General features: G+C 37.5%; 17 protein-coding genes, 1 tRNA gene and 2 pseudogenes. 10 read left to right on the top strand and 10 right to left on the bottom strand.

The genetic code is table 11. The annotated features are described in order from the left end of the window. Positions 1-71: 71 nt before the first annotated feature. The 4 genes from P256_RS05010 to P256_RS04995 all read left to right on the top strand — a co-directional run bounded on the left by P256_RS05010 (position 72) and on the right by P256_RS04995 (position 5,593). The gene (locus P256_RS05010; protein ID WP_040331652.1) at positions 72-2,480 is read left to right on the top strand and encodes a glucose/quinate/shikimate family membrane-bound PQQ-dependent dehydrogenase; all 2,409 of its coding nucleotides are present in this window, start codon (positions 72-74) and stop codon (positions 2,478-2,480) included. A 161-nt stretch (positions 2,481-2,641) separates the two neighbouring features. Beyond that, positions 2,642-4,285, top strand: coding sequence for a nitrite/sulfite reductase (locus P256_RS05005; protein WP_023272598.1), 1,644 nt, complete (start codon positions 2,642-2,644; stop codon positions 4,283-4,285). Beyond that, the gene (locus P256_RS05000) at positions 4,278-4,769 is read left to right on the top strand and encodes a DUF934 domain-containing protein (protein WP_023272597.1); all 492 of its coding nucleotides are present in this window, start codon (positions 4,278-4,280) and stop codon (positions 4,767-4,769) included. The genes P256_RS05005 and P256_RS05000 overlap by 8 nt, the downstream gene beginning before the upstream one ends. Positions 4,770-4,939: 170 nt before the next feature. Beyond that, positions 4,940-5,593 (top strand): M15 family metallopeptidase, encoded by a 654-nt coding sequence (locus tag P256_RS04995; protein WP_171068504.1) that lies wholly within the window; start codon positions 4,940-4,942, stop codon positions 5,591-5,593. Positions 5,594-5,633: 40 nt separating this feature from the next. Here P256_RS04995 and P256_RS04990 read toward each other — a convergent pair whose 3' ends face one another. The 3 genes from P256_RS04990 to metG form a co-directional block, all read right to left on the bottom strand. After that, positions 5,634-6,914, bottom strand: coding sequence for a ribonucleotide-diphosphate reductase subunit beta (locus P256_RS04990; protein WP_023272595.1), 1,281 nt, complete (start codon positions 6,912-6,914; stop codon positions 5,634-5,636). A 348-nt stretch (positions 6,915-7,262) separates the two neighbouring features. Beyond that, on the bottom strand, positions 7,263-10,073 hold the full coding sequence (locus P256_RS04985) for a ribonucleoside-diphosphate reductase subunit alpha (RefSeq protein WP_023272594.1): 2,811 nt from the start codon (positions 10,071-10,073) through the stop codon (positions 7,263-7,265). 455 nt (positions 10,074-10,528) lie between these two features. After that, the gene (gene metG, locus P256_RS04980; RefSeq protein WP_023272593.1) at positions 10,529-12,574 is read right to left on the bottom strand and encodes a methionine--tRNA ligase; all 2,046 of its coding nucleotides are present in this window, start codon (positions 12,572-12,574) and stop codon (positions 10,529-10,531) included. Positions 12,575-12,919: 345 nt separating this feature from the next. On the opposite strand from metG, the gene P256_RS04975 reads away from it, so the two are divergent. Further along, positions 12,920-13,252, top strand: a complete 333-nt coding sequence (locus tag P256_RS04975; protein ID WP_023272592.1) for a hypothetical protein — start codon at positions 12,920-12,922, stop codon at positions 13,250-13,252. A 130-nt stretch (positions 13,253-13,382) separates the two neighbouring features. Further along, complete coding sequence (gene apbC / locus P256_RS04970; RefSeq protein ID WP_023272591.1) at positions 13,383-14,552, top strand: iron-sulfur cluster carrier protein ApbC; 1,170 nt, start codon at positions 13,383-13,385, stop codon at positions 14,550-14,552. 18 nt (positions 14,553-14,570) lie between these two features. Here the strand turns inward: apbC and P256_RS04965 are convergent, their stop codons facing one another. Together P256_RS04965 and rsmI are read right to left on the bottom strand one after the other, a co-directional pair. Then, entirely contained in the window at positions 14,571-15,095 is a 525-nt protein-coding gene (locus P256_RS04965; RefSeq protein ID WP_023272590.1) for a GspH/FimT family pseudopilin, read from the bottom strand. Between the two features lie 107 nt (positions 15,096-15,202). Beyond that, positions 15,203-16,036, bottom strand: a complete 834-nt coding sequence (gene rsmI, locus P256_RS04960) for a 16S rRNA (cytidine(1402)-2'-O)-methyltransferase (RefSeq protein WP_023272589.1) — start codon at positions 16,034-16,036, stop codon at positions 15,203-15,205. A gap of 109 nt (positions 16,037-16,145) precedes the next feature. Between rsmI and P256_RS04955 the strand changes: the two genes are divergently transcribed. The 3 genes from P256_RS04955 to P256_RS04945 are packed head-to-tail and all read left to right on the top strand — an operon-like array spanning position 16,146 to position 18,185. Next, on the top strand, positions 16,146-16,553 hold the full coding sequence (locus P256_RS04955; RefSeq protein WP_023272588.1) for a YraN family protein: 408 nt from the start codon (positions 16,146-16,148) through the stop codon (positions 16,551-16,553). A gap of 52 nt (positions 16,554-16,605) precedes the next feature. Then, a complete protein-coding gene (locus tag P256_RS04950; RefSeq protein WP_023272587.1) occupies positions 16,606-17,289 on the top strand; it encodes a BON domain-containing protein in 684 nt (227 codons plus the stop codon). A gap of 2 nt (positions 17,290-17,291) precedes the next feature. Further along, complete coding sequence (locus tag P256_RS04945) at positions 17,292-18,185, top strand: alpha/beta hydrolase (RefSeq protein WP_023272586.1); 894 nt, start codon at positions 17,292-17,294, stop codon at positions 18,183-18,185. 50 nt (positions 18,186-18,235) lie between these two features. Here P256_RS04945 and nudC read toward each other — a convergent pair whose 3' ends face one another. The 4 genes and pseudogenes from nudC to rnhA form a co-directional block, all read right to left on the bottom strand. After that, positions 18,236-18,979: an NAD(+) diphosphatase gene (nudC, locus tag P256_RS04940; protein ID WP_023272585.1), complete on the bottom strand. Its 744-nt coding sequence runs from the start codon at positions 18,977-18,979 to the stop codon at positions 18,236-18,238. A gap of 3 nt (positions 18,980-18,982) precedes the next feature. After that, positions 18,983-20,617, bottom strand: a complete 1,635-nt coding sequence (locus P256_RS04935) for a hypothetical protein (protein ID WP_023272584.1) — start codon at positions 20,615-20,617, stop codon at positions 18,983-18,985. Between the two features lie 169 nt (positions 20,618-20,786). Then, positions 20,787-21,536: pseudogene (dnaQ, locus tag P256_RS13490) on the bottom strand (DNA polymerase III subunit epsilon); the annotation flags it as partial. A 210-nt stretch (positions 21,537-21,746) separates the two neighbouring features. Next, positions 21,747-22,118: pseudogene (gene rnhA / locus P256_RS13485) on the bottom strand (ribonuclease HI); the annotation flags it as partial. Between the two features lie 202 nt (positions 22,119-22,320). Here rnhA and P256_RS04925 point away from each other — a divergent pair. Beyond that, the gene (locus tag P256_RS04925; RefSeq protein WP_023272582.1) at positions 22,321-25,254 is read left to right on the top strand and encodes a lytic transglycosylase; all 2,934 of its coding nucleotides are present in this window, start codon (positions 22,321-22,323) and stop codon (positions 25,252-25,254) included. A 72-nt stretch (positions 25,255-25,326) separates the two neighbouring features. Here the strand turns inward: P256_RS04925 and P256_RS04920 are convergent. Next, positions 25,327-25,402, bottom strand: a tRNA-Glu gene (locus tag P256_RS04920). Position 25,403: the final 1 nt, after the last annotated feature.

The following is a 25,403-nucleotide window of genomic DNA, read 5'->3' as shown; positions in this document are numbered from 1 at the left end:
ATGGTTGGCTTCGGACTAAAATGGGCGTTGGTGCCTATCGAATTAGCTCAAGCCGGAAATTAGAGGTGATTATGGATCAACCCTCAAAGAGTTCAGGAATGAGGAACTTTACTGCATTTATTCTGACAGTATTGGGACTTGTCGTTCTAGGCGCTGGTGCTTATCTAGCAGTGTTAGGCGGCTCTTTTTACTATATTATCGCTGGTCTGATGTTATTGGCATCAGGTATTTTGTTATTCCGTCGTTCAATTGCATCTTATCTTGTATATGCTGTGTTAATGCTAGGAACAACAATCTGGGGGCTTTGGGAAGTCGGTTCAGATTTTTGGGCATTGGTACCACGTCTTGATATTTTAGGTGTACTTGGAATCTGGATGCTTATCCCTGCTGTAACAAATGGGATTCAGCAACCAAAAGCACCAAGTCGTATGGCACTTGCAGCAACGCTTGCATTTGCAATTGTTGTCATGGTTTATTCAATTTTTAATGATCCACAAGAAATTAATGGTGAAATTAAAACGGCTCAACCAACACAAGCAACAACGACTCCTGGTGTGGCAGATGCTGATTGGCCAGCATACGGTCGTACACAAGATGGTCAACGTTATTCTCCATTAACACAAATTAATGATAAAAATGTTCAAGACCTAAAAGAAGCTTGGGTATTCCGTACTGGTGATCTTAAAACAGCAAATGATCCGGGCGAGATCACAAATGAAGTAACACCGATTAAAATTGGCGATAACATGTACTTCTGTACAGCTCACCAATATTTAGTTGCTTTAGATCCGAAAACTGGTCAAGAAAAATGGCGTTTTGATCCAAAGCTTAAATCAGACATTACTTTCCAACACTTAACTTGTCGTGGTGTGTCGTATTATGATGAAAATAATACGAAAGAATTTGCTACAAGTATGAAGTTTAAGCAGTCAAGCTCGACTCAATGTCCACGTAAAGTTATTTTACCTGTAAATGATGGACGTTTAGTTGCAGTAAATGCTGACAATGGTAAGCCATGTACAGACTTTGGTAAAAATGGTGAAGTAGATCTTCAAAAAGATATGCCTTATCCATACCCAGGTGGTTATAACCCAACATCTCCACCAGTTGTTACAGGTACTACAATTATTATTGCGGGTGCAACAACAGATAACTTCTCTACAAAAGAGCCATCTGGTGTAATTCGTGGTTATGATGTAAATACTGGTAAACTTCTATGGGCATTTGATACAGGTGCACAAGATCCAAATGCAATTCCTGCACCGGGTCAAACATTTGTACATAACTCACCAAATGCATGGGCTCCACTTGCTTATGATGAAAAACTAGATATCGTTTACATTCCAACAGGTGTGGGTACACCAGACATTTGGGGTGGAGACCGTACCGAGTTGAAAGAGCGTTATGCAAACTCTGTACTTGCATTAAATGCAACAACAGGTAAGTTAATCTGGCACTTCCAAACAACACATCATGACTTGTGGGATATGGATGTTCCATCTCAACCAACACTTGCAGATACAAAAGATAAAGCTGGTAATGTTGTTCCTGCAGTTTATGTAACAACAAAAACAGGTAATGTATTTGTTCTTGACCGTCGTGATGGTAAAGCTATTGTTCCAATTACTGAGCGTCCAGTACCTCAGAAAATCTTAATTGGCCCAGCGACAAAAGGCGAATTCTATTCTCCAACACAACCGTTCTCTGATATTGATTTAGCACCAAAAGACAAGCTAACTGATAAAGACATGTGGGGTGCCACTATGTTTGATCAGCTATATTGCCGTATCTATTTCAAAACATTGAACTATCAAGGTATCTATACGCCACCATCTGAAAATGGCACATTAGTATTCCCTGGTAACTTGGGTGTGTTTGAATGGGGTGGTATTTCTGTTAACCCTGATCGTCAGGTTGCATTAACAAACCCACTTGCATTGCCGTTTGTAACTCGTTTAATTCCACAAGATCCAAATCGTAAGGTTGAAACTAAAGGTGCTGGTACAGAAGCTGGTATGCAGCCGATGTATGGTGTTCCTTATGGTGTTGAAATCTCTGCATTCTTATCACCGCTTGGTTTACCATGTAAACAACCAGGTTGGGGTTATGTTGCAGCAGTTGATTTAAATACGCATCAAGTTGCATGGAAAAAACGTATTGGTACAGTTCGTGATAGCTTACCGAAATTATTCCAATTACCAGCACTTAAAATTGGTGTTCCTGGTTTAGGTGGTTCAATTTCGACTGCAGGTAACTTAATGTTTATCGCAGGTACGCAAGATAACTATATCCGTGCGTATAGCATTACGAATGGTGATAAGTTATGGGAAGCACGTTTACCAGCTGGTGGACAAGCAACACCTTTAACTTATGAAATTGGTGGTAAACAGTATGTTGTAATCATGGCTGGTGGTCATGGTTCATTTGGTACAAAAATGGGTGACTACTTAGTTGCTTATGCGTTACCAGATGCAAAATAATATACTTTAAATAAAAAGGCCCAGTTTCGACTGGGCTTTTTTATATGTAATTTTGGCGTTATCAGTAAAACCGCTATTAAATATGCAAAAAAAGCATTTCGTTGATGAGTTAAATCATTCTATGCTATGAGCATAGACCTTGAAATTACTAGCTAAACGCCATGTATTTATATACTGATTTCGATCAGCAACTGGTAGATGAACGAGTTGCACAATTTCGTGACCAAACACAACGTTATTTGAATGGTACACTGACAGAAGATGAATATCGTCCTTTGCGTTTGCAAAATGGATTGTACGTACAGCGCTATGCGCCAATGTTACGTATTGCAGTACCATATGGTTTAATGAATACTAAGCAGTTACGAAAGATTGCGGATATTTCTAAACAATATGACCGTGGTTATGCACATATTTCTACACGTCAAAACATTCAGTTAAACTGGCCTGAACTTGAAGATGTGCCTGATATTTTAGCTGAGCTTGCAACGGTACAGATGCATGCCATTCAAACGAGTGGTAACTGTATTCGTAATACAACCACTGACCAATATGCCGGGGTGGTTGCAGGTGAAATTGCAGATCCTAGACCTACGTGTGAGCTCATCCGCCAGTGGAGTACATTTCATCCTGAATTTGCTTTTTTACCACGTAAATTTAAGATTGCTGTTTCTGCTGTAGAAGAGACTGATCGTGCTGCTGCTTCATTTCATGATATTGGTGTTTATATTGTTAGAAATGCACAAGGTGAAGTTGGCTATAAGGTTAAAGTCGGTGGTGGTCTTGGGCGTACTCCAATGATTGGTAGTGTCATTCGTGAATTTCTACCACGTGAAGAACTGATTGCCTATTTAGATGCTGTACTGCGTGTATATAATTTACATGGTCGTCGTGACAATAAATACAAAGCACGTATTAAGATACTTGTTAAAGCAATGACACCTGAAGTGTTTGCTGAAAAAGTTGAAGCAGAGTTTTTATATACTAAAGAAAATTTAACAGTTGACCCTGCTTTATTGCAAAAAATGGATGCTGTATTTACACCATTTGAGTATGAAGCACGTAAAGATGAAGATTTCTCAGAAGTCTTTGCTCAATATCCAAAATTTAAGCAATGGTTTAATGTAAATACGCATGCGCATAAAGTTGCAGGCTATCGTATTGTAAATATTAACTTGAAGCGTGCGGGTATTGCACCGGGTGATATGACGACTGAAGAAATGCAGTTTATTGCCGATCTTGCAGATAAATATACATTTGGTGAGTTCAGAACGACACACGAACAAAATATTTCATTGGTTGATGTTGCTCAAAGTGAATTGTTTGAGTTATGGCAAACGTTAGAGAAAGCAAATATGGCACGTGCGCATATTGGGTTCTTAACAGATATTATTTGCTGCCCGGGTGGTGATTACTGCTCACTTGCAAATGCAAAATCAATTCCAATTTCAGAAGCAATTACACGCCGTTTTGATGATTTAGATACCATTTATAATATTGGTAAGCTTGATTTAAATATTTCTGGTTGTATGAATGCTTGTGGTCATCACCATGTAGGGCATATTGGTATTTTAGGTGTTGATAAAAAAGGTGCTGAATTTTACCAAATTACCTTAGGTGGTAATTCAAATCATGATGCTTCGATTGGTAATATCTTAGGACCTTCTTTTGCTGCAGAAGCAGTGCCTGATGTTGTAGAAGAAATCTTAAACACATATTTAGATTTACGTGAATCAGAAGAATCATTTATTGATACTTATCGCCGTGTTGGAATTGCGCCGTTTAAGGAGAGAGCATATGCCTAATATTGAATTACCTGTGCTTTTAAAAGATGGTGAAATTGTTGAAAATACTTATCAACTTTTAGCAGATGATCTTGTTGTTCCTCAGGGCGATGTGCTTCTAACGGTTGAACAGCTTGATTTATTGGGACAAGTATCAGGGAAAAAAGCACTTCTAGTGACGGTTGATAGTTCTCCTGAAACAACCGAGTTACCATTAAGCGAATTAGATACTATTTTCATTGAATTTGCAGGGTTTAATGATGGTCGAGGTTATTCTTTTGCTGCACTTTTACGTCGCCAAGGGTTTAAAGGTGAGTTAAGAGCAGTAGGCGATATCTTTAAAGATGTATTAAACTATTTAAAACGCTCAGGATTTGATAGTTTTGTCATTAAAGAAGGCAAAGATATCCATGAAGCAGCTTCGGGTCTAAATGATTTTAAAGCACCATATCAGCAATCGACTGCTGTACCATTGGCTCATTATCAAACGGGTTCTATTGTATAGTTTGTAGGTATTCTAGTGCAGAAAGAGCTTCTTATTTAAGAGGCTCTTTTTTATGTCATTTACATCTAGAATATTCAGTTCTATGCTTATGCACTTAATCATCATAAAAATGTCATCTACATATGTATTATAAAAATATTCCAATGCAGAAGCATATCAATTGGGATGATATGTTTAAAACAAGAATCTGTGCATCTAATGAAGAACTGATCAATACTGAAATATTAAAAGCACATCATATTTGGACATATCCTGCTTATTTTTATGAAAATATACAGGGTGCTTTATCAACATGTTATGTCCGATTAGCTTTGATAGAAAAACTTGTTTTAGTCAGTCAAGCTTTGCCTAAAGGAATATGCTTGATGATTTTAGATGGTTGGAGACCAGTAGAGGTTCAAAAACATTTGCGAGAAAATTTTTATTCGGAAATTCAGAAAAAATATAATGACTTGAGTGCAATGGAACAACATGAAATGCTAGATCAGTTTGTAGCTTTACCAAGTATTGATCCCTTAAGACCTAGTCCACACTTAACAGGTGGATCTGTCGATGTCACCTTATGTGACGAGCATGGAAATATTTTAGATATGGGGACGGGGTTTGATGAAATTCATCCATTGAGTTTTACAAATGCTTTAGAGGATAGAAAAGACTATAACGTGGCTTGTAAAAACCGTCGAATTTTATATTGGGCAATACTTTCAGCAGGTTTTAGTAACTTACCCTCTGAGTGGTGGCATTTTGACTATGGAAATCAGTTGTGGGCATATATGACACAGCAAGATAGCGCATGCTATGGGGTTGTTTCTTTAGATAATTAATAAAAAAGAAGCCCATAAAGGCTTCTTTTTTAGGATGTGCTTACCAGCTAAGCGCACCACCTGTTTGGTAATCTGTTACACGCGTTTCAAAGAAGTTTTTCTCTTTACGCAAGTCCATCATCTCTGACATCCATTGGAATGGATTTGTCACGCCTTTATATTGCTCAGGTAACCCTAACTGCACAAGGCGACGGTTACAAATGAACTTCAAGTATTCTTCCATCATTGCAGCATTCATACCTAGTACGCCACGTGGCATAGTATCGCGTGCATATTCGATTTCTAGCATTGTACCCTCAAGAATCATTTGAATAACTTCTTGTTGGAACTCTGTTGTCCATAGATGTGGGTTTTCGATCTTGATTTGGTTAATCATATCGATACCGAAGTTCACATGCATTGATTCATCACGCAAGATATATTGGAACTGTTCAGCAACACCATTCATTTTATTACGACGACCCATACTCAAAATTTGAGTAAAGCCACAGTAGAAGAAAATACCTTCTAAGACGCAGTAGAATGCGATCAGGTTACGAAGAAGTTGTTGGTCAGTTTCAGGTGTACCTGTCTTAAATGTTGGATCACCAAGTGCTTGTGTATATTTTAGGCCCCATGCTGCTTTTCGTGCAACAGATGGAACTTCACGATACATGTTAAACACTTCACCTTCATCCATACCCAATGACTCGATACAGTATTGGTAAGCATGTGTATGAATCGCTTCTTCAAAGCCTTGACGCAAAATGTACTGACGGCATTCAGGGTTTGTAATTAAACGATAAATTGCCAATACAAGGTTATTTGCAACTAAAGAGTCTGCTGTAGAGAAGAAACCAAGAGAGCGCATAATAATTGTACGTTCATCTTCAGTTAATCCATTTTCAGATTTCCAAAGTGCAATATCATGGTTCATGTTGACTTCTTGAGGCATCCAATGGTTTGCACAGCCATCAAGATATTTTTGCCATGCCCATTCATATTTAAATGGAACAAGCTGGTTTAAGTCAGCACGGCAGTTGATCATTGCTTTATCATCAACTTGTACACGACCTGCACCCATTTCAAGCTCTTCTAAGCCCGGTGCGACATCTAAATTCTTTAAGGATTCAGATGCTCGAACCATTGAATCGGTTGTATGTTCTGAGGCTCTTCCGTTTGTTGTAACGGCATGAGAATCGTCAGTGTTCTTCTGCGATGGTTGTGGAGTAGATACCATCTGCGACTCAGGCGCTTTTTCCTGTTCGACGGGCGTAGGTTTGGACTCTGGAGTCTGTTTTTTCGAATCATCTTCAAAATCGTCCCAACTTAGGATAGACATAATAGTTCTCTCTTCGTTGTGTATCTTTTCTTTTACAAGACATCTTACGACGAAGATGTCTCTACTATACGTTTATTCTGTATAAGCAAAAATAAGTTTAGTTGACTTCCTGTTTTTTATTTATACAAAAGGAAGTAGTTTGTCACTTATCTTGCTTACGTTTTTCTTGATAGACCTTATAAATGACGTATACCACAGGAATGCAAAATACGAAGTAGGTCAGGACATATAGGATCAGACCGAGTTCGTAGTTGTTTGATAGGTGTGCAAACATGATTGATCCATGCAATATAAGATAGGTCTAATCGTTTAGAAGTGCATATATTTTATGCACTTCTAAGTCTTAATTTATTGGCAAGCTTCGCAATCAGGGTTATCGATTGAGCATGCTTGTGGCACTGGCGCTGCTTGTGAAAAACCTTCTTCAGAAGCAGATGCTGCTGCTTGAGGTGCAGGTGAAGAAACAGTTGTTGTTTTCACTGCATTTAATGCACCTGTATTAATCGTTGATTTTTCAGTGGATGTCGCACCTAATGCTCGGAGGTAATACGTTGTTTTTAAACCACGTAACCAAGCCATCTTATAGGTAATATCAAGTTTCTTACCATTTGCACCACCAATATAGAGGTTCAATGATTGTGCTTGATCAATCCATTTTTGACGACGTGATGCAGCATCTACAATCCAACGAGGTTCAACTTCAAAAGCAGTCGCAAACATTGCTTTTAAGTCTTCAGGAATACGAGCAATCTTTTCTACAGAACCTTCGTAATGCTTAAGATCGTTAACCATAACAACATCCCATAAACCACGTTCTTTTAATGCACGAACAAGGTATGGATTGATGATTGTAAACTCACCTGAAAGGTTAGATTTTACATATAAGTTTTGGAAAGTTGGCTCAATTGATTGAGAAACACCACAAATGTTCGAAATAGTTGCTGTAGGTGCAATTGCCATCACATTTGAGTTACGCATACCATCTTTTTGAACTTTCTGACGTAACGTATCCCAATCTAAACGCTGTGAACGATCAACTTCAAACATTTTTTCAGGGCGTGATTTTGCCACAAGCTCAAGAGAGTCAATTGGTAAAATACCTTGATCCCACAGCGAACCTTCAAATGTTGAGTACGCGCCACGTTCTACCGCAAGGTCGCTAGATGCTTGAATTGCATGGTAGCTAATCACTTCCATAGATTCATCTGCAAATGAAACTGCTTGGTCTGAACCGTATGCCATGCCCATTTCATAAAGTGCGTCTTGGAAGCCCATGATTCCCATACCGACAGGACGGTGCTTCATGTTTGAATTTTTTGCTTGAGGTACAGCGTAGTAGTTGATGTCAATAACGTTATCAAGCATACGCACAGCAGTTTTAATAGTACGTTCAAGTTTTGCTTGATTGAGTTGACCATTCTCGATATGGCGAACAAGGTTAATTGAACCTAAGTTACATACCGCGATTTCATCTTTACTTGTATTTAATGTAATTTCTGTACATAAGTTTGATGAGTGAACAACGCCAACATGCTGCTGAGGTGAACGTAAGTTACATACATCTTTGAATGTAATCCATGGGTGACCTGTTTCAAACAGCATAGATAACATTTTGCGCCATAAGTCTTTTGCACGCACTTTCTTGTGAAGCATATCTGCAGATTTTGCAATGCTTTCGTAGTGTGTGTAGCGCTCTGCAAACTCAAGACCTGTAAGGTCGTGTAGGTCAGGTGTCTCTGATGGAGTAAATAGCGTCCATTCACCATCTTCAATCACACGTTGCATAAATAGGTCAGGTACCCAGTTTGCAGTGTTCATGTCATGTGTACGACGACGGTCATCACCTGTATTCTTACGTAGCTCTAAGAATTCTTCGATGTCTAAGTGCCAAGTTTCTAAGTATGCACATACTGCACCTTTACGCTTACCACCTTGGTTCACCGCAACAGCAGTATCGTTGGCAACTTTAAGGAATGGTACAACACCTTGTGATTTACCATTAGTGCCTTTGATGTATGAGTTTAATGCACGAACAGGTGTCCAGTCATTGCCTAAACCGCCAGCCCACTTTGAAAGCATCGCATTGTCACGCATTGCACCATAGATGTCATATAGGTCATCATCAATTGTGGTTAGGTAGCAACTTGAAAGCTGTGGACGTAGTGTTCCAGAGTTGAATAACGTTGGCGTAGAAGCCATGTAGTCAAAGCTAGATAGCAGGTTATAGAACTCGATAGCACGTGCTTCACGGTCAGCTTCATTGAGTGATAGACCCATTGCAACACGCATGAAGAATAATTGCGGAAGCTCGAAACGTACACCTTTAGAGTGAATGAAATAACGGTCAAATAATGTTTGTAAGCCTAAGTAGGTAAACTGGTTTGAACGTTCAGGCTGAATTGCTGCTGAAAGCTTTGCAAGGTCGAAGTTTAGAAGTTCAGGAGAGAGTAAATCTAACTCAATACCTTTTTTCAAAAATGCTTCAAGTGCATCTGCTTCAGATGTTGTTACATCTAAACCTAAAAATGCTAAGCCTGTTTTTACCAATTCATTACGTAGTAGGCGAGCAGTCACGTAAGTATAGTTTGGTTCTTGTTCGATACGTGTACGGGTTGCCATAATCATTGTTGTGGCAATATCGCTTGCTTTTACGCCGTTATAAAGGTTCTTAACTGTTTCATCAACAATGGCCTCAACATTTATACCCTCTAAGTCTTCAGCAGCGTTACTAATTTCTGCATGAAGTTCTGCAAGGTTCAAGGGTTGGAGTTGTCCATCTTTATCTGTAATTTGTAGTGTTGGGTGATGGTTTTCGCTGACTTGTTGACGTGCATTTGTGCGTTGCTCACGGTAAATTACATAAGCACGCGCAACTTTTTGCTCACCTGTACGCATAAGCGCAAGCTCAACTTGGTCTTGGATTTCTTCAATATGAATTGTGCCGCCTGACTGTAAACGACGTGTAAACGTATTCGTTACCATCTCTGTAAGTTCTGTAATACGGTCATGGATACGGCTAGAGTCAGAACTTTGCTGACCTTCAACGGCTAAAAAAGCTTTCCCAATTGCAACAGAAATTTTTTCAGCGTCAAAAGGGGCAACATCACCAGTGCGTTTGATCACTTGCAGTTGACCTGGGGTTGATGAGATTACGCTCATGTTAGCTTAGCTCCATTGTCTTCATTGTTATGTTTATAGACCATTTGAATCGGGTGGTTTCGCCACGATGTTTGAGGGATAAACACAAGACTTAGTGGTTTGAAATAAATTAAGACACAAGATACGGGAAAAAAAATTGAATATCAATATTGACATTTTTATATTTAGATTTTCTGTACAGTTGCTTTTGTAAGTATATTTATAGATAAATGACTTAGCAAAAACCGAGTGAGATAGCATAACAAATTTCTTAAAAATGAGTGTGGGATAACTATGTGGATAACTAAAGAATCAGCTAAAAAATGATAAATTTCTGGTTTTAAAAAACTATTTGAATGATTTTTATAAGGGCTATTGGGGAAAATAGGTTTAAATATATTCGACCATTTTTAGATGTTAATGTTGGTTTATTTGAATATAAAAAAGCCTTACCGAAGTAAGGCTTTTACAATACTTTAAGAAACTTTATCGCCTGGCTGAGCACCACTGTCAGGTGAAAGGATAAATACACCTTTTTCACCACCCGCAGAAAGAATCATACCGTTTGATATTCCAAAACGCATTTTACGTGGTGCAAGGTTGGCAACTACGATAACCAATTTATCTTGTAGGTCTTCTGGTGCATAGTGGCTACGAATACCACTGAAGATATTACGAGGTTGGTCTTCACCGAGGTCTACAGTAAATTGAAGAAGTTTATCTGAGCCTTCAACTGTATTTACAGCAAGTACTTTGGCTACACGTAAGTCTACTTTGGTAAGGTCATCAATATGAATTGTTTCATCTGCTGTTGCAGGTGGTGGAGTTGGCTTTACTTTTTTTGCTGCTTTTTGTGGTGTAGGGGTAGGTGATGCTAGAGAATCTTTAGACCCATCTACCATTGCATCGACCGCTTTTTTATCTACACGTTGCATAAGTGGTTTGAATGTTGCAATTTCGTACTGCGTTAAAATTTTGGTGCGAGATGCAAAATCAAATGTTTCTAACTTTAAGAAACTTTGAACTTCTTTAGCAAGGCTTGGAAGTACAGGTGCAAGATAAATTGCAAGTTGACGGAATAGGTTAATACCTACAGAGCATATGTCATGTACTTGCTGTTCATTTCCTTCAACTTTTGCAAATGCCCAAGGCTTTTTCTCATCAATATATTGATTCGCCTTATCTGCAAGTGCCATGATTTGACGAATTGCTGTACTGAATTCACGTGCTTCATATGATTTTGCAATTTTTTCGCCTGCATCTACAAAGCTTTGGACTAACTCAGGTTCTGCACAATCTGCTGAAAGTGTATCGTTAAAGTTTTTGTTAATGAACTTTGCACAACGACTGGCGATATTAACAACTTTACCAACTAAGTCAGAGTTTACCTTTTGAATAAAGTCATCTAAGTTTAAGTCAGAGTCTTCAACTTTGTCTGAAAGTTTAGAGGCAAAGTAGTAGCGTAAGTATTCAGGGTTTAAATGAGCTAAGTAGGTTTCAGCTTTAATAAATGTACCGCGTGACTTAGACATTTTCTGTCCATTGACAGTTAGGAAGCCATTTACAAACAAACCAGTTGGGGTGCGATAACCTGCACCATCAAGCATTGCTGGCCAAAAGAGGGCATGGAAGTAAACGATGTCTTTACCAATGAAGTGATAAACCTCATTTTGACTGTCTTTTTGCCAGTAATCATTAAAGTTTAAGTCTGGACGTTTGGTTTTAATGTAGTTTTCAAAACTTGCCATATAACCAATAGGAGCATCTACCCAAACATAAAAATATTTATCTTTTGCATCTGGAATTTCAAAGCCAAAATAAGGGGCATCACGTGAAATATCCCAATCAGCTAAACCTGCTTCAAACCATTCATCGAGCTTATTTGCAATAGATACAGGCAAGCGACCTTCATCTCGTGTCCATTGCTGCAAGTATTTTTCATAATTTGGCAGCTTGAAAAAGTAATGGTCTGAAGACTTTTCAATTGGTGTTGCACCACTTAAAGTCGAGCGCGGATTCACAAGCTCTGTTGCATTATAAGTTGTACCACAGACTTCGCATGAGTCGCCGTATTGATCTTCAGCTTCACACTTTGGGCATGTGCCTTTAATAAAGCGGTCAGATAAAAACATTTTCTTTTCAGGGTCAAAAAGTTGACTCACAGGGCGAACAGCTATATTGCCTGCATCTCTATTTTTTAAATATATTTCAGATGCACGAGCTTGGTTGGTATCACTATGTGTTGAGTCATAGTGGTCAAAGCTAATACCAAACCCTGCAAAGTCACGCTCGTGTTCTTTTTGTACACCTGCAATTTGTTCTTCAGGAGAAATTCTATTTGCTTCAGCACGTAGCATAATTGCTGTGCCGTGAGCATCATCCGCACAAACATAAGTCACATCATGACCCATTGCTCGCATGGCACGAACCCAAATATCTGCTTGAATATAGCCAAGTAGGTGTCCCATATGGATTGGGCCATTCGCGTAAGGTAAAGCATTGGTGACGAGTATTTTACGCACGGATGTTATTCTCTCATTCGTATTCACAAGCGAATGATTTTACCTGACTTATCGTACTCTTGCATAACGGAATACCTGAAATCTTTTCAAAAAGTAACCGACATGGATGGAAATTAATTTTTGAAATTGATATTTGATGTAATTAAGTACTTTAAAATCTTTCAAAAAAGAAGGTAGAGAATAGATCATTAAAAATAATGAGACTCATGTTGTCTTTTATGTAAATCTTGAGATATGTAATGATTTTGTTTCAAAGTGCATTGATTAGTAAATTACACTTAATAAAAAAGCATAATCGAATTATTTTATAGTAGGTAACACATAAATTTTTATAAGGAAAATATCATGACTGACAATAACGCATTAGATGATCTAAAAAATAAAGCATCTGAACTTTCAGAACAGGCGAAACAAAAAGCACAAGAAGCTCAATCGAAAGGTGAGCAGGCTTTAGATGATTTTAAACAGCAAGCTGAAGATAAGAAACAAGAAGGTGAAGATAAAGTAAATGAATTAAAACAAAATGCGCAAGATAAGCATGACTCATTGAAAGAATCTTTAGATGAAAAAGTAGATGAAGCAAAGCAAAAAGCACATGATTTAAAAGACTCAGTTACAAGTAAGTTTGACGAACTGAAAAATGCGGCGCAAAAAAAGTTTGATGATTTAACAAAATAATTTGTATTTGTGAGATCACTCCATATTCAGGTATGGGGTGATTTTTTTAAATATGTGAAAATGAAGCGATGGTATACGAATACTGATACACTAATAAAATTCGTTTGTTGTTTCATTTTGGAGCATAATTATGTCATGGTTTTCTTCACTAAAGTCTGCTTTTTCACCTGCAAAAGAAATCAGTGAAGATGATATTCAGCAAGTATTACAAAATTATCGCTTACCGAATAAAGAAAGTCTAAAAACAAGGATTACAGCAGTACAGTTACAAGATTATACGTTGCAACTTACAATGAATACTTTTCCTTCTGAAGCTGATCATTTACAGAAAATACATGATGAGCTGTCTTTAGCATTAGAAAAGTGTGGTATTCAGACCCTAAATTTACATATTGTACAACAAAAAGAAAACAAGCAGGCAACAACAGTACCGCCAACAATCGATGCTGCAAGTAATGCTACTCAGACTCCTAAGCAAGCTGTACCTAAACAGCAGGAAATTCCTGCGCATCCTCGAATTAAGGATGTCATTCTTGTTTCTTCGGGTAAGGGTGGTGTTGGAAAATCAACAACAACAGTTAATCTTGCATTGGCTTTACAGAAGTTAGGTAAAAAAGTAGGTGTTTTAGATGCAGATATCTATGGACCAAGTATTCCAACCATGTTGGGAAATGCAGGAAAAACACCTCTTATAGAAGATGAAAAGTTTATTCCATTGGAAGCACATGGAATGGCAGTATTATCAATAGGTCATTTGACTGGTGATAATAATACGCCTGTCGCATGGCGTGGCCCAAAAGCAACAGGGGCACTCATGCAGTTATTTAACCAAACACTATGGCCTGAGCTTGATGTATTGGTGATAGATATGCCACCGGGTACAGGTGATATTCAACTGACATTGGCACAACGTATTCCTGTTACAGGTGCTGTTATTGTGACGACACCACAAAATATTGCATTACTAGATGCAATTAAAGGAATTGAGCTATTTAATAGGGTATCTATTCCTGTACTTGGTGTAATTGAAAATATGTCTACGCATATTTGTTCTAATTGTGGACATGAAGATGAAATCTTTGGTGTTGGTGGTGGTGAACAGCTTGTCGAGCAATACCAAATACCTTTGTTAGGAAGATTACCACTCACCAAAATGATTCGTGAAAATACAGATAATGGTATGCCAAGTGTTCTTATGGGTGATGCTGCTGCAAATAATTACATGGCAATTGCAGAGCAAACCTTATTAAATTTAGAAAAAGTACCACAAAGAGTGCGTGATAATAATCGTATTTTTTAAATCAGTTGGGGCATGAAACTAGCAGCTTTTTATAGGTAGATGTCTTACATGACCCATCATACTTAAAGTAGTTTTATATGAGTGTTCTATATTGGTCATATTACAGTAGGTAAAGTGACCAATATGGCCTCTTGGCAACCCTGTATCTCCTTTAAAAATAATAAAGTTGCTGCCTCGGCTTCCACTCCATTTTAACTCTGCATATTTCAGGTTAAGTACGATAAAGTCAATTTTTTGTTCTGCAGTATCAAATACTCTATTTTTATTACTATCTTTAAACATAAGAATACCTTTTCCCCAATCATTTGTATGACTACAAGTCTCTCCATCGGTACTTGGGCACAACATAATATCTTGCTTAGATAGTATGGCAGAGTGTTTTGAATGTTGAATATAGTTTCTTAATGAAATATTGGTGAGTTTACTTTCTTGTTTTGCTTGGATTTCATGAAATGTTGGTGCTAGAAGTAATGCCAATATGGCTAAAATAAAAACTGAAATAACAAGTTCTAATAGGGTTAATCCGCTTTTGTAAAAGAACACAACTGACAAAAGCCTACATGGTTAAAAACACATTATATAAAAGTAATTTATTTAGTGCACGCCAATTTTAAAAATGACCCACTTTATACATGGGTCATTTAATAAATTTACTGAGTCAGTTCTAATGCACGTTGATATGCAATTTTCTTTTTAATCCCAAATAAGTCGGCAGCTAATTGAGAGGCAGCTTTGACAGAGAGGTCTTTAAGTAAACGATTTAAAATTTCATCTAACTTTTCTTGCTGTAAGTCTTTTTGTGCTGTAGACCCTGCAACAACAAGTACAATTTCACCTTTTTGTTGGTTTCTATCTTGTTCAATAAATGAGATAAGTTCTGCAAAAGAAAATTGTTTGATTGTTTCAAACGTTTTTGTAATTTCTCGTGCAAATCCTACTTTTCTATCGCTTCCAAAAACTTGTGCCATATCTTTTACACATTCTAAAATACGATGAGGTGCTTCATAAAAAATTAGAGTTTGAGTCTCATCCTTCAGTTGTTCGAGTTGTGAAAGTCGTTGTGATGAACGAGAGGGTAAGAAGCCTTCAAAACTGAAACGGTCACTTGGTAATCCTACGGCACTTAATGCTGAAATTGCTGCACATGCACCAGGAACTGGAGTTACACGAATATTGTGTTCTTGAGCTGCTCTGACAAGTTTAAAGCCTGGATCACTTATTAGTGGTGTGCCCGCATCACTAATAAGTGCAATGCTATCACCTGATTTTAGAGTATCTAATAACTGCTCAATTTTATGTGATTCATTATGGTCATGGCAGGCAGTGAGTGGTGTTGAAATATTAAAGTGCTTCAGAAGTTGTATAGATTGACGTGTGTCTTCTGCGGCAATAAGTTTAACTTGTTTAAGTACTTCAATTGCACGGAAAGTCATATCATCTAAATGCCCAATTGGGGTCGCTACAACAAATAATTGAGCATTCATAGGCGTATCCTACTTCTTTAGTAAATCAATAATTGCGTAGTGTACCCGATTTAAAAAAATACGTGGAGTCTTGTGGTCATGTTAATATTATTGTTTTTTATATAATATTATGTCTAGCACAAGAAAATTTGGTCAATGGGCAGAGGATAAATCTTCTAGCTATTTAAGTGATCAAGGGTTTAATTTAATTCGTGCCAATTATTTCTCTGCTTATGGGGAAATTGATTTGATTATGCAAAAAGATGACTTAATTATATTTGTAGAGGTAAAAGCACGCCGTTCTATAAAATATGGTATGGCATGTGAAACAATTTCTCAGTCTAAGCAGAAAAAAATTATAAAAACCGCATATCATTTTTTAGATGAATATCCTTGTTATGAAATGCATAACCTAAGATTTGATGTTATTTGTATTCAAATTAAGCAACAAGTTGCAAAATCTATACTGCAAGATTTTTCCTTAGTCAATTATGATTTAGAGTGGATTAAAGATGCATTTAATTTAGACACAATATAAAGTTAAAATGTATATCTGTGCTCAGGTTAAGTGATTATAAAGGAGTTTTTGGGTGTCTAAACGTATTTTACTTGCGCTTTTATGTGCAGCAAGTTTATCAGGCTGTGCAAGTTTTATTTCAGGTGGTACAGGTTCAGCACCTGTGGGTACAGAAAGTGGTGTTCGTTCATTAGGTCAAGTACTTATTGATAAGTCGATTGAGCGCACGGCATATATTAACTTGTATAAGTTAGATTCACGTTTTAAACAATCACGTGTAAATATTAAAAGCTTTTTTGGTAGTGTATTGCTAACGGGTCAAGTACCTGATGAAAGCTTAAAAAAACTTGCTGAAGATAACTTAAAATCGATGAGTGATGTGAAATCTGTGCATGACTATATGACTGTGGGCAACCAAATTAGCTACAGTACAATTATGCAGGATGCAACAGTCACGGCAAATACACGTGGTTTAATTGCAAGAGCACCAGTAATTTCAGACAGTAAGGTACTGGTACATACAGAAGATGGTGTTCTATATGTGATGGGGCGTTTAAATAATGCAGAGATTGCTGATTTAAACAATGTACTTGGGCAGGTTGGAGATATTACAAAGGTGGTTACTTTGATTGATAATATTCAAAATACAGGTACGCAAACACCTCAACCAACTGTACAGACACCTGTAGCTGTAAATTCGGGTACACCTGTGGCATCTAATGGAAGTACAGCTTCTACAACTCCTTATAATTACTAGATATGTGGAAAAGTAAACTTAAGTCAACTAAAGACAGGGTGTTGAGTCCATATTTAACTGCGGCAAAAGAGCGGTTAGAGGAGTTTCGGTTTTATGATGTCGCAAGTCATCATTTAAACCGTTTAACTTCTAGAGAGCATTTTACTTTAAATGCAGATTTATCTTATGGCGAGCATGCTCGTCAGAAATTAGATTTGTATAAAGCAAAGAGTCCCAGATTAGATGAGCCTTTAATTGTATTTGTACATGGCGGTACGTGGGCACATGGTAAAAAAGAAGATTATTTGTTTGTAGGTGAAAGCTTTGCAAAAGAAGGCTTTAATGTTGCTGTGATTAACTATAGGTTAGCACCTGAGCATAAGTTCCCTGATTATGTAAATGACCTTGTCATTGCTTTGAATTATTTAGAAAAGGAGAAGCAAGGACTTAATCTATCTACAGAAAATATAATACTGATGGGGCATTCGGCAGGCGGATTTAATATTATGTCTGCGATTTATTCACCTTATGAGTCAGCACTTGTTTGTAAGCATCAAGTGAAAATGGTGATAGGTTTGGCTGGGCCATATCATTTTAAATATATGGGTGATGCTAACCTAGAGCAGGCATTTGATCTTTCTTTAGACTATAAGGAAGTCATGCCATATTACTTTGTTGAAAAAAATGATATTCATCATGTATTACTATTGGCATCGAAAGATTTCTTAGTTGCTAAAAGCAATACATTAGATATGCATGATAAGTTAATGGAAGTTGGCAATATTAGTATTATTAAAACAGTGCCATATACGGGGCATATTACTTTAGTTGGAAGCTTATCTAGTTATACGAGCCGTATGTTTGCAACTAAAGCAGAGATACTTACAGAAATTAATAAATGTTTGGGCGAAGCTTAAAAAGTCTTAGAGTGACTGACATGTATTTAATATGAAAGTCACTCATAAAACTAGAGTTTATGATTCTGCGTAATATGCATAATTAATCTATGTGCAATACTACCCGCATGAGGCACGCTTGGTAGTTGATCAAATTTAAAAAACTGAGCATCAGCAATTTCATCTTCTTGAACTGCTATTTCACCACCTGCATATTCAGCATGAAATGCAAGCATGAGATTGCTAGGAAATGGCCAAGGCTGACTTGCTAAATAGCGAATATTTTTTAGTCTAACACCGACTTCTTCCATTGTTTCTCGAGCAACGGCTTGCTCTAGCGTTTCCCCAACTTCGACAAAGCCAGCAATTAAACCATACATGTTATCTTTACGATGGATTGACTTAGCAAGCAGTACTTCATTTTCTCCACGTGTAATAATTGTAATTACACAAGGGCTAATACGAGGATATTGGCGGTAATGACAACGTGGGCAGACCATACAAAGTTCGGTGTGATGAGCTTTGGTTTTTGTACCACAAGTACTACAAAATTGATGGCGTTTTTTCCACTCTAGAAGTTGAATTGCTCGACTTGCTTGCTCAAACTGTTGAGTGTGCCATGTTGGAATGAGTTCTCTTAATGAGACAAACTGAAAACCATTTGGAGTTTCATCTCTCTCTTTCCATATACGTGCAAACGCCGTTTGGTCTACGACTAAGTCTGTAACATCTGGAGTGAGGTTAGGCAGTTGCATGCTTTGATCTACAAGCAACTGCTGGTTATTGTAAATGTATGCGATTTTCTTTTGAGACATTATTTATGCAGCATGTTGAAGTTCTTGGCTATTTCTTAATGCTACATCAAACATTTCAAACATAATAGGTTGTTTATTGTTAATTTCTTCTAGGCTAATGTCTACACTTGCACATACGCTGAGTATCGTTTTAATGTTCGCTTCACTCAGCAATGCTGTATTTTGCAGAGCATTCTCCATGAAATGTGCACAGTGGGTAAACGCTTGATAAATAGTTGGACTATTAAATAAGAATAGTGCTGCACCAGCCATTTCCTCTAAAGCGTGAGGAAGTGTTTCTAATAGACTAATATCTTGCTGTGCTTGGTAGTCTGTTAATTGATTTGCACTGCTTTCAACCAACTCTTTGAGTTCTTGTGCTAGGGTGATATAGGCATTATCTAAGCGATCTAGCGCAATATTTTTATTAATTACAGGGCGCTGTAATAGGTTAGGGGTATTCTTACGAATATAAAGACCAAGTTCATTAAGTGCTTGGTTTAAGCTTTGCATTAATTCTTGAGTTGCAAGCTCATTGTGTAGCTGCTCAAGGTTTTGTAGCTTATCTAAATGTGTCGTTACAGTTTGTGCAATAGAAGTTAAATTCAAAACTGCAAGCGTATTTCTAATATCTACAAGATGCTTCTGTAAGTTCTCAAACCGTTCAGCATCCATAGTTTTATAATTAAATTCAATTTCTTGACGAACAGTTATGATCTCATCACTCAGTAATTGAGCAACTGTTGTAATGGTGTCGTAATCAGGAGCTCTTAATTTATCTTGTAAAGTATTTAATGTTTCATCAGAAATAACTTGGTATTGAAGTTGTGATGATAACTTTTCTGCAACAGTTGAACTTTGTCCAAGGCAAATACGAATAATGTTAGCAAACTCAGTTTTAGTTGGTTCAAAAGTATGGAATGCGGTAAAGAATTCATCGATATTCTTTTCAATTTGAATAAAAGTTCTTAGACGAGATGCAGTAAAGAAGTTTTGTTCAATATGATTAAATGCTTCAAACACAAACTTCCAATATAGTTCACTTGGTGTGCCAACGGATAAAGTAGTAAGTTGCTGTGCTACAGCAATTAATGCAACTTTGTTAATACCTGTTGTTTTATGGAGTAGGAGTTGTTTTAAACAAATCTTGTAAAGCTGATGGGTATACGCAGATTTTTCAACGCTATCAACTTGAATATCAATTTGAGGATAGTTAGAAAGCTTAGTTTCTAAACCTGCCGTTTCTTGTGTGATTGGATGTTTTAAATGGTGTTCTAGCTGATTTAGCTGATCAAGTAGAAATACAGGAACATTTTTTTCTTCTAAGCAACTGAACTCAATGTAGCGTTTTACGCTGAGTAGTGCGTTACTAATCAGATGAATTTCACTTGTTTTGATGTTATTTGGTGTTTGAAGAACTTGCTGTATTGCTTCAGCACTGTACTCAATCGTTTTACCTAGAGTTTCTTGGTTAATTAGGTAAAGAACTTTAGAGCATTGGTTTAGTTGAATTAATGCATCATCAAGACCAAAAGGAACTTGCTGATCTTCAACTAAACTAGAGATTAAAGTGGCTATTTGTTGGATCGAATTATCTATTTCTGATTTGACCATCAGTAGTGCTGTTGGGTTGAAAGATGTAGAGATTTGATCCGACATGAAATATACCTATCTATTAATCTGAAGCAGAATAAGTGTGCTTTTACTTACTAAGATAATACAATTAAAGCATGAATAGTAAAATAAAAAATAAACTAAATTTATGCGAAATATTTAATATAAGTGAACTACTATACACCATATTTATGTCAAAAATACTAAAAAATGCTTATTCTAATTTTTCAAAAATGCTTGGTTCACCATTTTTTTCTGCAATAGTTTTTATCCATTTTTGATGTGCTTCTAGCTCTGCATCTAATGCATAAATAATGGGTAAGTCTGCATGAATATGTATGTTATTGGGATTGTTTCCCGCACTATGATTGTCTTGAGAAAGCGCATCCATTTCAAAGGCAACCTGACCACCTGTCATGGCAAGATATACATCTGCTAAAATTTCTGCATCGAGTAGAGCACCATGGTATGTTCTGTCGCGTGCAGGAATCTCATATCTTCGTACAAGTGCATCTAAGGAATTCTTTTGTCCAGGATGCTTATTTTTGGCCATCGCCAATGTATCTGTCACTTCACATACGTTTGAAAGCTTAGGGAGCTTAACGCGCTCAAACTCTGCATCTAAGAAGTTCATATCGAACGATGCGTTATGTGCAATTATCTCTGCACCTTTTAGGTAATCAAGCAGTACATTTGAAATTTCTTGGTATTTCGGTTTGTCGGCTAAGAATTCATCTGTAATACCATGAATTTCAACTGAGTCACCCACGGGTTTCTCTGGATTTATATAAATATGAATAGAGCTGCCTGTTAGTTTTCTATTAATCATTTCGACAGCGCCAACTTCGATGATGCGGTCGCCATCTTGAAAGTAAAAACCTGTAGTTTCTGTATCTAGAATAAGTTGGCGTGGGCCATGTAGGTCTACTTTTGCAGGTGTAATTTTAATATGAGGGTGCTGTTGAACACTTATATTTTCTTGCCCTTGAGTACTATGAGGATCATCATTTTCAAAAGCTTCTGTATCATGTTCTTCATCTATATCTAAACCAAAGGGGTCGTTGAGCAACCAATCATCTTCAATTTTTTTTTTCTCTATTCCAGAGTGTTTTTCATTTTGTTCTTTTAAAAAGTCATCAGCACCTCTATTTGCCAGTTGATCTGCCATTTCATTTCCTTCGTGACCTGCGTGACCTTTAATCCAATTCCACTCAATTTCTCTATTTTGGCATGTTGCATCAAGTTTTTGCCATAAATCTGGGTTTTTTACATCTTTCCAGTTCTTCTTTTTCCAGTTGTGAATCCACTCTGTAATACCTTGCTTTACATAGTTGGAATCTGTCCAAATAATAAGCTTGGCATCTATTGGGCAAAATTGAATACCTTCTATGGCTGCTGTAAGTTCCATTTGGTTGTTTGTTGTGAGCTTTGCACCACCTGAGAGTTTATGTTCACCTTGTTCTGTAATGACATATGCACCCCAACCTCCAAGACCTGGATTTCCTCGACAAGCACCGTCGACATAAAGTGTAATTGTTTGTGACATGATACAAAATCCAAACTAAAAGTTATGGTGAAAAGCCTTATTCTACCGTGCAAAATGCTATGTTTCAGTAGTTTCACAAGATTTTTTAATTTCTTGTAACATTTCAGGTAGACTAGCATAAGTTAGAGTGTTGTACCTTAGGTCAGCTTTAATAAAATGGCAATGAAGAATTAAATACCTCACGACTTGTTTGGGATTGTATATGTTTAGACCTACCACGGTATTGTGGCAAATTTCTGCACCGCAACTTTTCAAAGTATCACTATTAGGTTCGACTGTTGCAGCCTTAATTTTAAGTACAGGATGTAGTTCAACACCAACAAGAACGCAAACAACAATTCATCCTAAACAAGTGAGTAGTAATCCATCTGATTATTTGGATGCAAGTTCGCTTGACTCATTAGAAGATCTACTTTCAGCGACAGATATGCGTGCTGTAGAGGGAGATAGACTCCTTATTTTAAAGCATGGTGATGTTTGGAAACGCATGACTGTCGGTTTTAAAATGGATGAGGGACATTGGGACCCTCGTATTGATGCGCAAAGAAATTGGTTTATTTCAAGACAGCCATATTTAGATCGTTTAAGTGCACGTGCCAGTCGTTATTTGTACCATACCGTAAAAGAGGCTGAGCGCCGTGGTATGCCAACAGAGTTGGCTTTGTTACCTGTAATTGAAAGCTCTTATGACCCTGCTGCAACCAGCTCTGCATCTGCAACGGGTTTATGGCAGTTTATTCCGAGTACAGGGAAAATTTATGGTTTACAGCAAACTGGTTCATATGATGCGCGTCGTGATGTAGTTGAATCTACGCGTGCAGCATATGAGTTCTTAGGAAGTTTATATAATCAGTTTGGCTCTTGGGAGCTTGCACTTGCTGCATATAATGCAGGTCCTGGGCGTGTTCAGCAAGCGATTAATCGTAACGCATCACTTGGGTTGCCTACAGACTACTGGTCATTAAAATTGCCAGCAGAAACAATGAACTATGTGCCGAGATTTTTGGCAGTTGCTCAAATTGTTAAAAATCCGCGTGCGTATGGCGTTACACTGCCACCTATTGCCAATCGACCTCACTTTAGAGAGATTCAAATTCAGCCGGGTGTTTCTATGACACAAATTGCTGATTTATCGGGTCTTTCACGTACAGAGCTGTATGCACTTAACCCAGGCTATCGTGGTGAATATGTAGATACAGATAGCCCAGGACGTATTTTAATTCCTTCAGATGTGAGCCCTGCGGTTGATCGCCGATTAATGGCACTTAAAGGCACAGGGTACACAGGTAATAATACATGGCAGGCAACTTCACCTGTGAAAACAACTGTAATAACGACACAACCTGTGATTGTTGGTAGCTCTACACCAATTCCAGATAGAAGTCGAGTGAATACGCCAGTCAATCCAGATGCGCTTGCTGCTTTTGCAAATAATGCAGATGTACCAAGTGCACCACGTATTCCTGTTGCAGTCACAACGGCAAACGATTTGAAACGCCCAATTAATACAGAACCACCGATTTCTATTCATGAGCGTGATCGAATTTTAGCTGAAATTAAAGCTGATGATGCAAAAGAAACAGTAAATAATGTAGTACAACCTGTTGCAAACAGTTCTGAACAGTTACAAGTCATTAATGAGATTAAAGCCATCGCACCTGCGGGTACTCAAGTTGTCGATCCTTTAGATGGCAAAATTAAATTAACTGCAATTCAAACCAGTCAATCTGTTGCAGATAGTGAAGGAAAAGAAGTAACAAAGAGCTTCTCTTATCCTAAAAATGTTGTAGATACAGTTTCACAAGATTCTGATGATGCAAAACGTAACAAAGACAGAGATTATGTTAAAACAGACACAGATGTTGTTGCTGTTACTCCAAAGGGAGATAGAAGTACCTATACTGTAGTTGGTGGTGATACCCTTGCGACAATTGCGATGAAAAATGGTGTGAATTGGCGAGATATTGCAAAGTGGAATCAGATTGATCCAAATGCGCCGTTATATGTTGGAAATACTTTATATCTCTATGATGCTAAACCACAAAACACACCTGTAGAAAAACCAGACAATTATGTTGTAAAAGCAAATGATAGTTTGACTGCTGTGGCAAGCCAGTTTGACTTGTCCGTAAAAGATTTGGCTGATTGGAATAATCTCTCAACGACTAGTAATTTAATGATTGGTCAGAAACTTGTTTTAAAAGCACCAAAAGAAGTATCTGAGCCGAAAAAAGCGCCAAAAGTAAAAACACAGGTTTATAGTGTCAAACGTGGTGAGTATTTAAAGTTAATTGCGGATCGCTATAGCCTTTCTAATCAGGAGCTTGCAGATTTAACACCTGATTTATCTGCCAATGATAGCTTGAGAGTAGGTCAAAAAATTAATGTTCCAATGATTGAAGAAAAGGAACAAAAGAGCCATCGTGAAGAAGTAACATCATCTGAAAAATATAAAGTAAAACGTGGTGATACACTTAACTCGATTGCAACAAAATCAAATATTTCGTTAAGCGAGCTTGCAAAATTAAATCATGTTCGTAGCAATTATCAAGTACGGGTAGGGCAAGTCATTCAAGTACCTGAAGGTACACAAACCCCTACAGAGTACACAGTAAAAAGTGGTGATACACTTACAAATATTGCAGCGCGTTATAACTTACAGCTAGATTATCTTGCAAGTATTAATGGTTTATCTAAAGGTTCAGGGGTGCGTATTGGTCAGCGTCTAAAGTTAGATGACAATGATATTGATGATAATGCACAAGTAATAGAGCAACCTGAAGTTGAACAGCGACGTGGTAAAGAGAAAGCTTCAACTACAGCACATAGTACGAAACAAACTGAAAGCTATACAGTGCAGTCAGGTGAGTCTATGCACACTATAGCAGCGCGCTATGGCATGACTGTTAAAGAGCTTGCAGAAATGAATGATCTCACAGTAAGAACAAGCTTGCGTCGAGGACAAGTACTTGATGTACCAAAAAAGACGGTTGATTATAAAGTGAAGTCAGGCGATAACTTAATTCGTTTAGCAAATAAATATGGTATTGAACCGAAAGAATTGGCAGAAATGAATGATTTACAGCCTAACTCTCAATTACGTTTAGGTGCAACTATTCAAGTACCTAATAAATAAAATAAAGAAAGGAGGTTTATCCTCCTTTTTTGTATAAAAAAAGCTCACATTTTTATGTGAGCTTTAAAAATCTGGCGTCCCTACGGGGATTCGAACCCCGGTTACCGCCGTGAAAGGGCGATGTCCTAGGCCTCTAGACGATAGGGACG

This window comes from Acinetobacter nectaris CIP 110549 (assembly GCF_000488215.1).
GTDB classification, from domain to species: domain Bacteria; phylum Pseudomonadota; class Gammaproteobacteria; order Pseudomonadales; family Moraxellaceae; genus Acinetobacter; species Acinetobacter nectaris.
The sequence above is the reverse complement of the archived record's forward strand: the minus strand, read 5'-3'. Positions and strand labels throughout refer to the sequence as shown.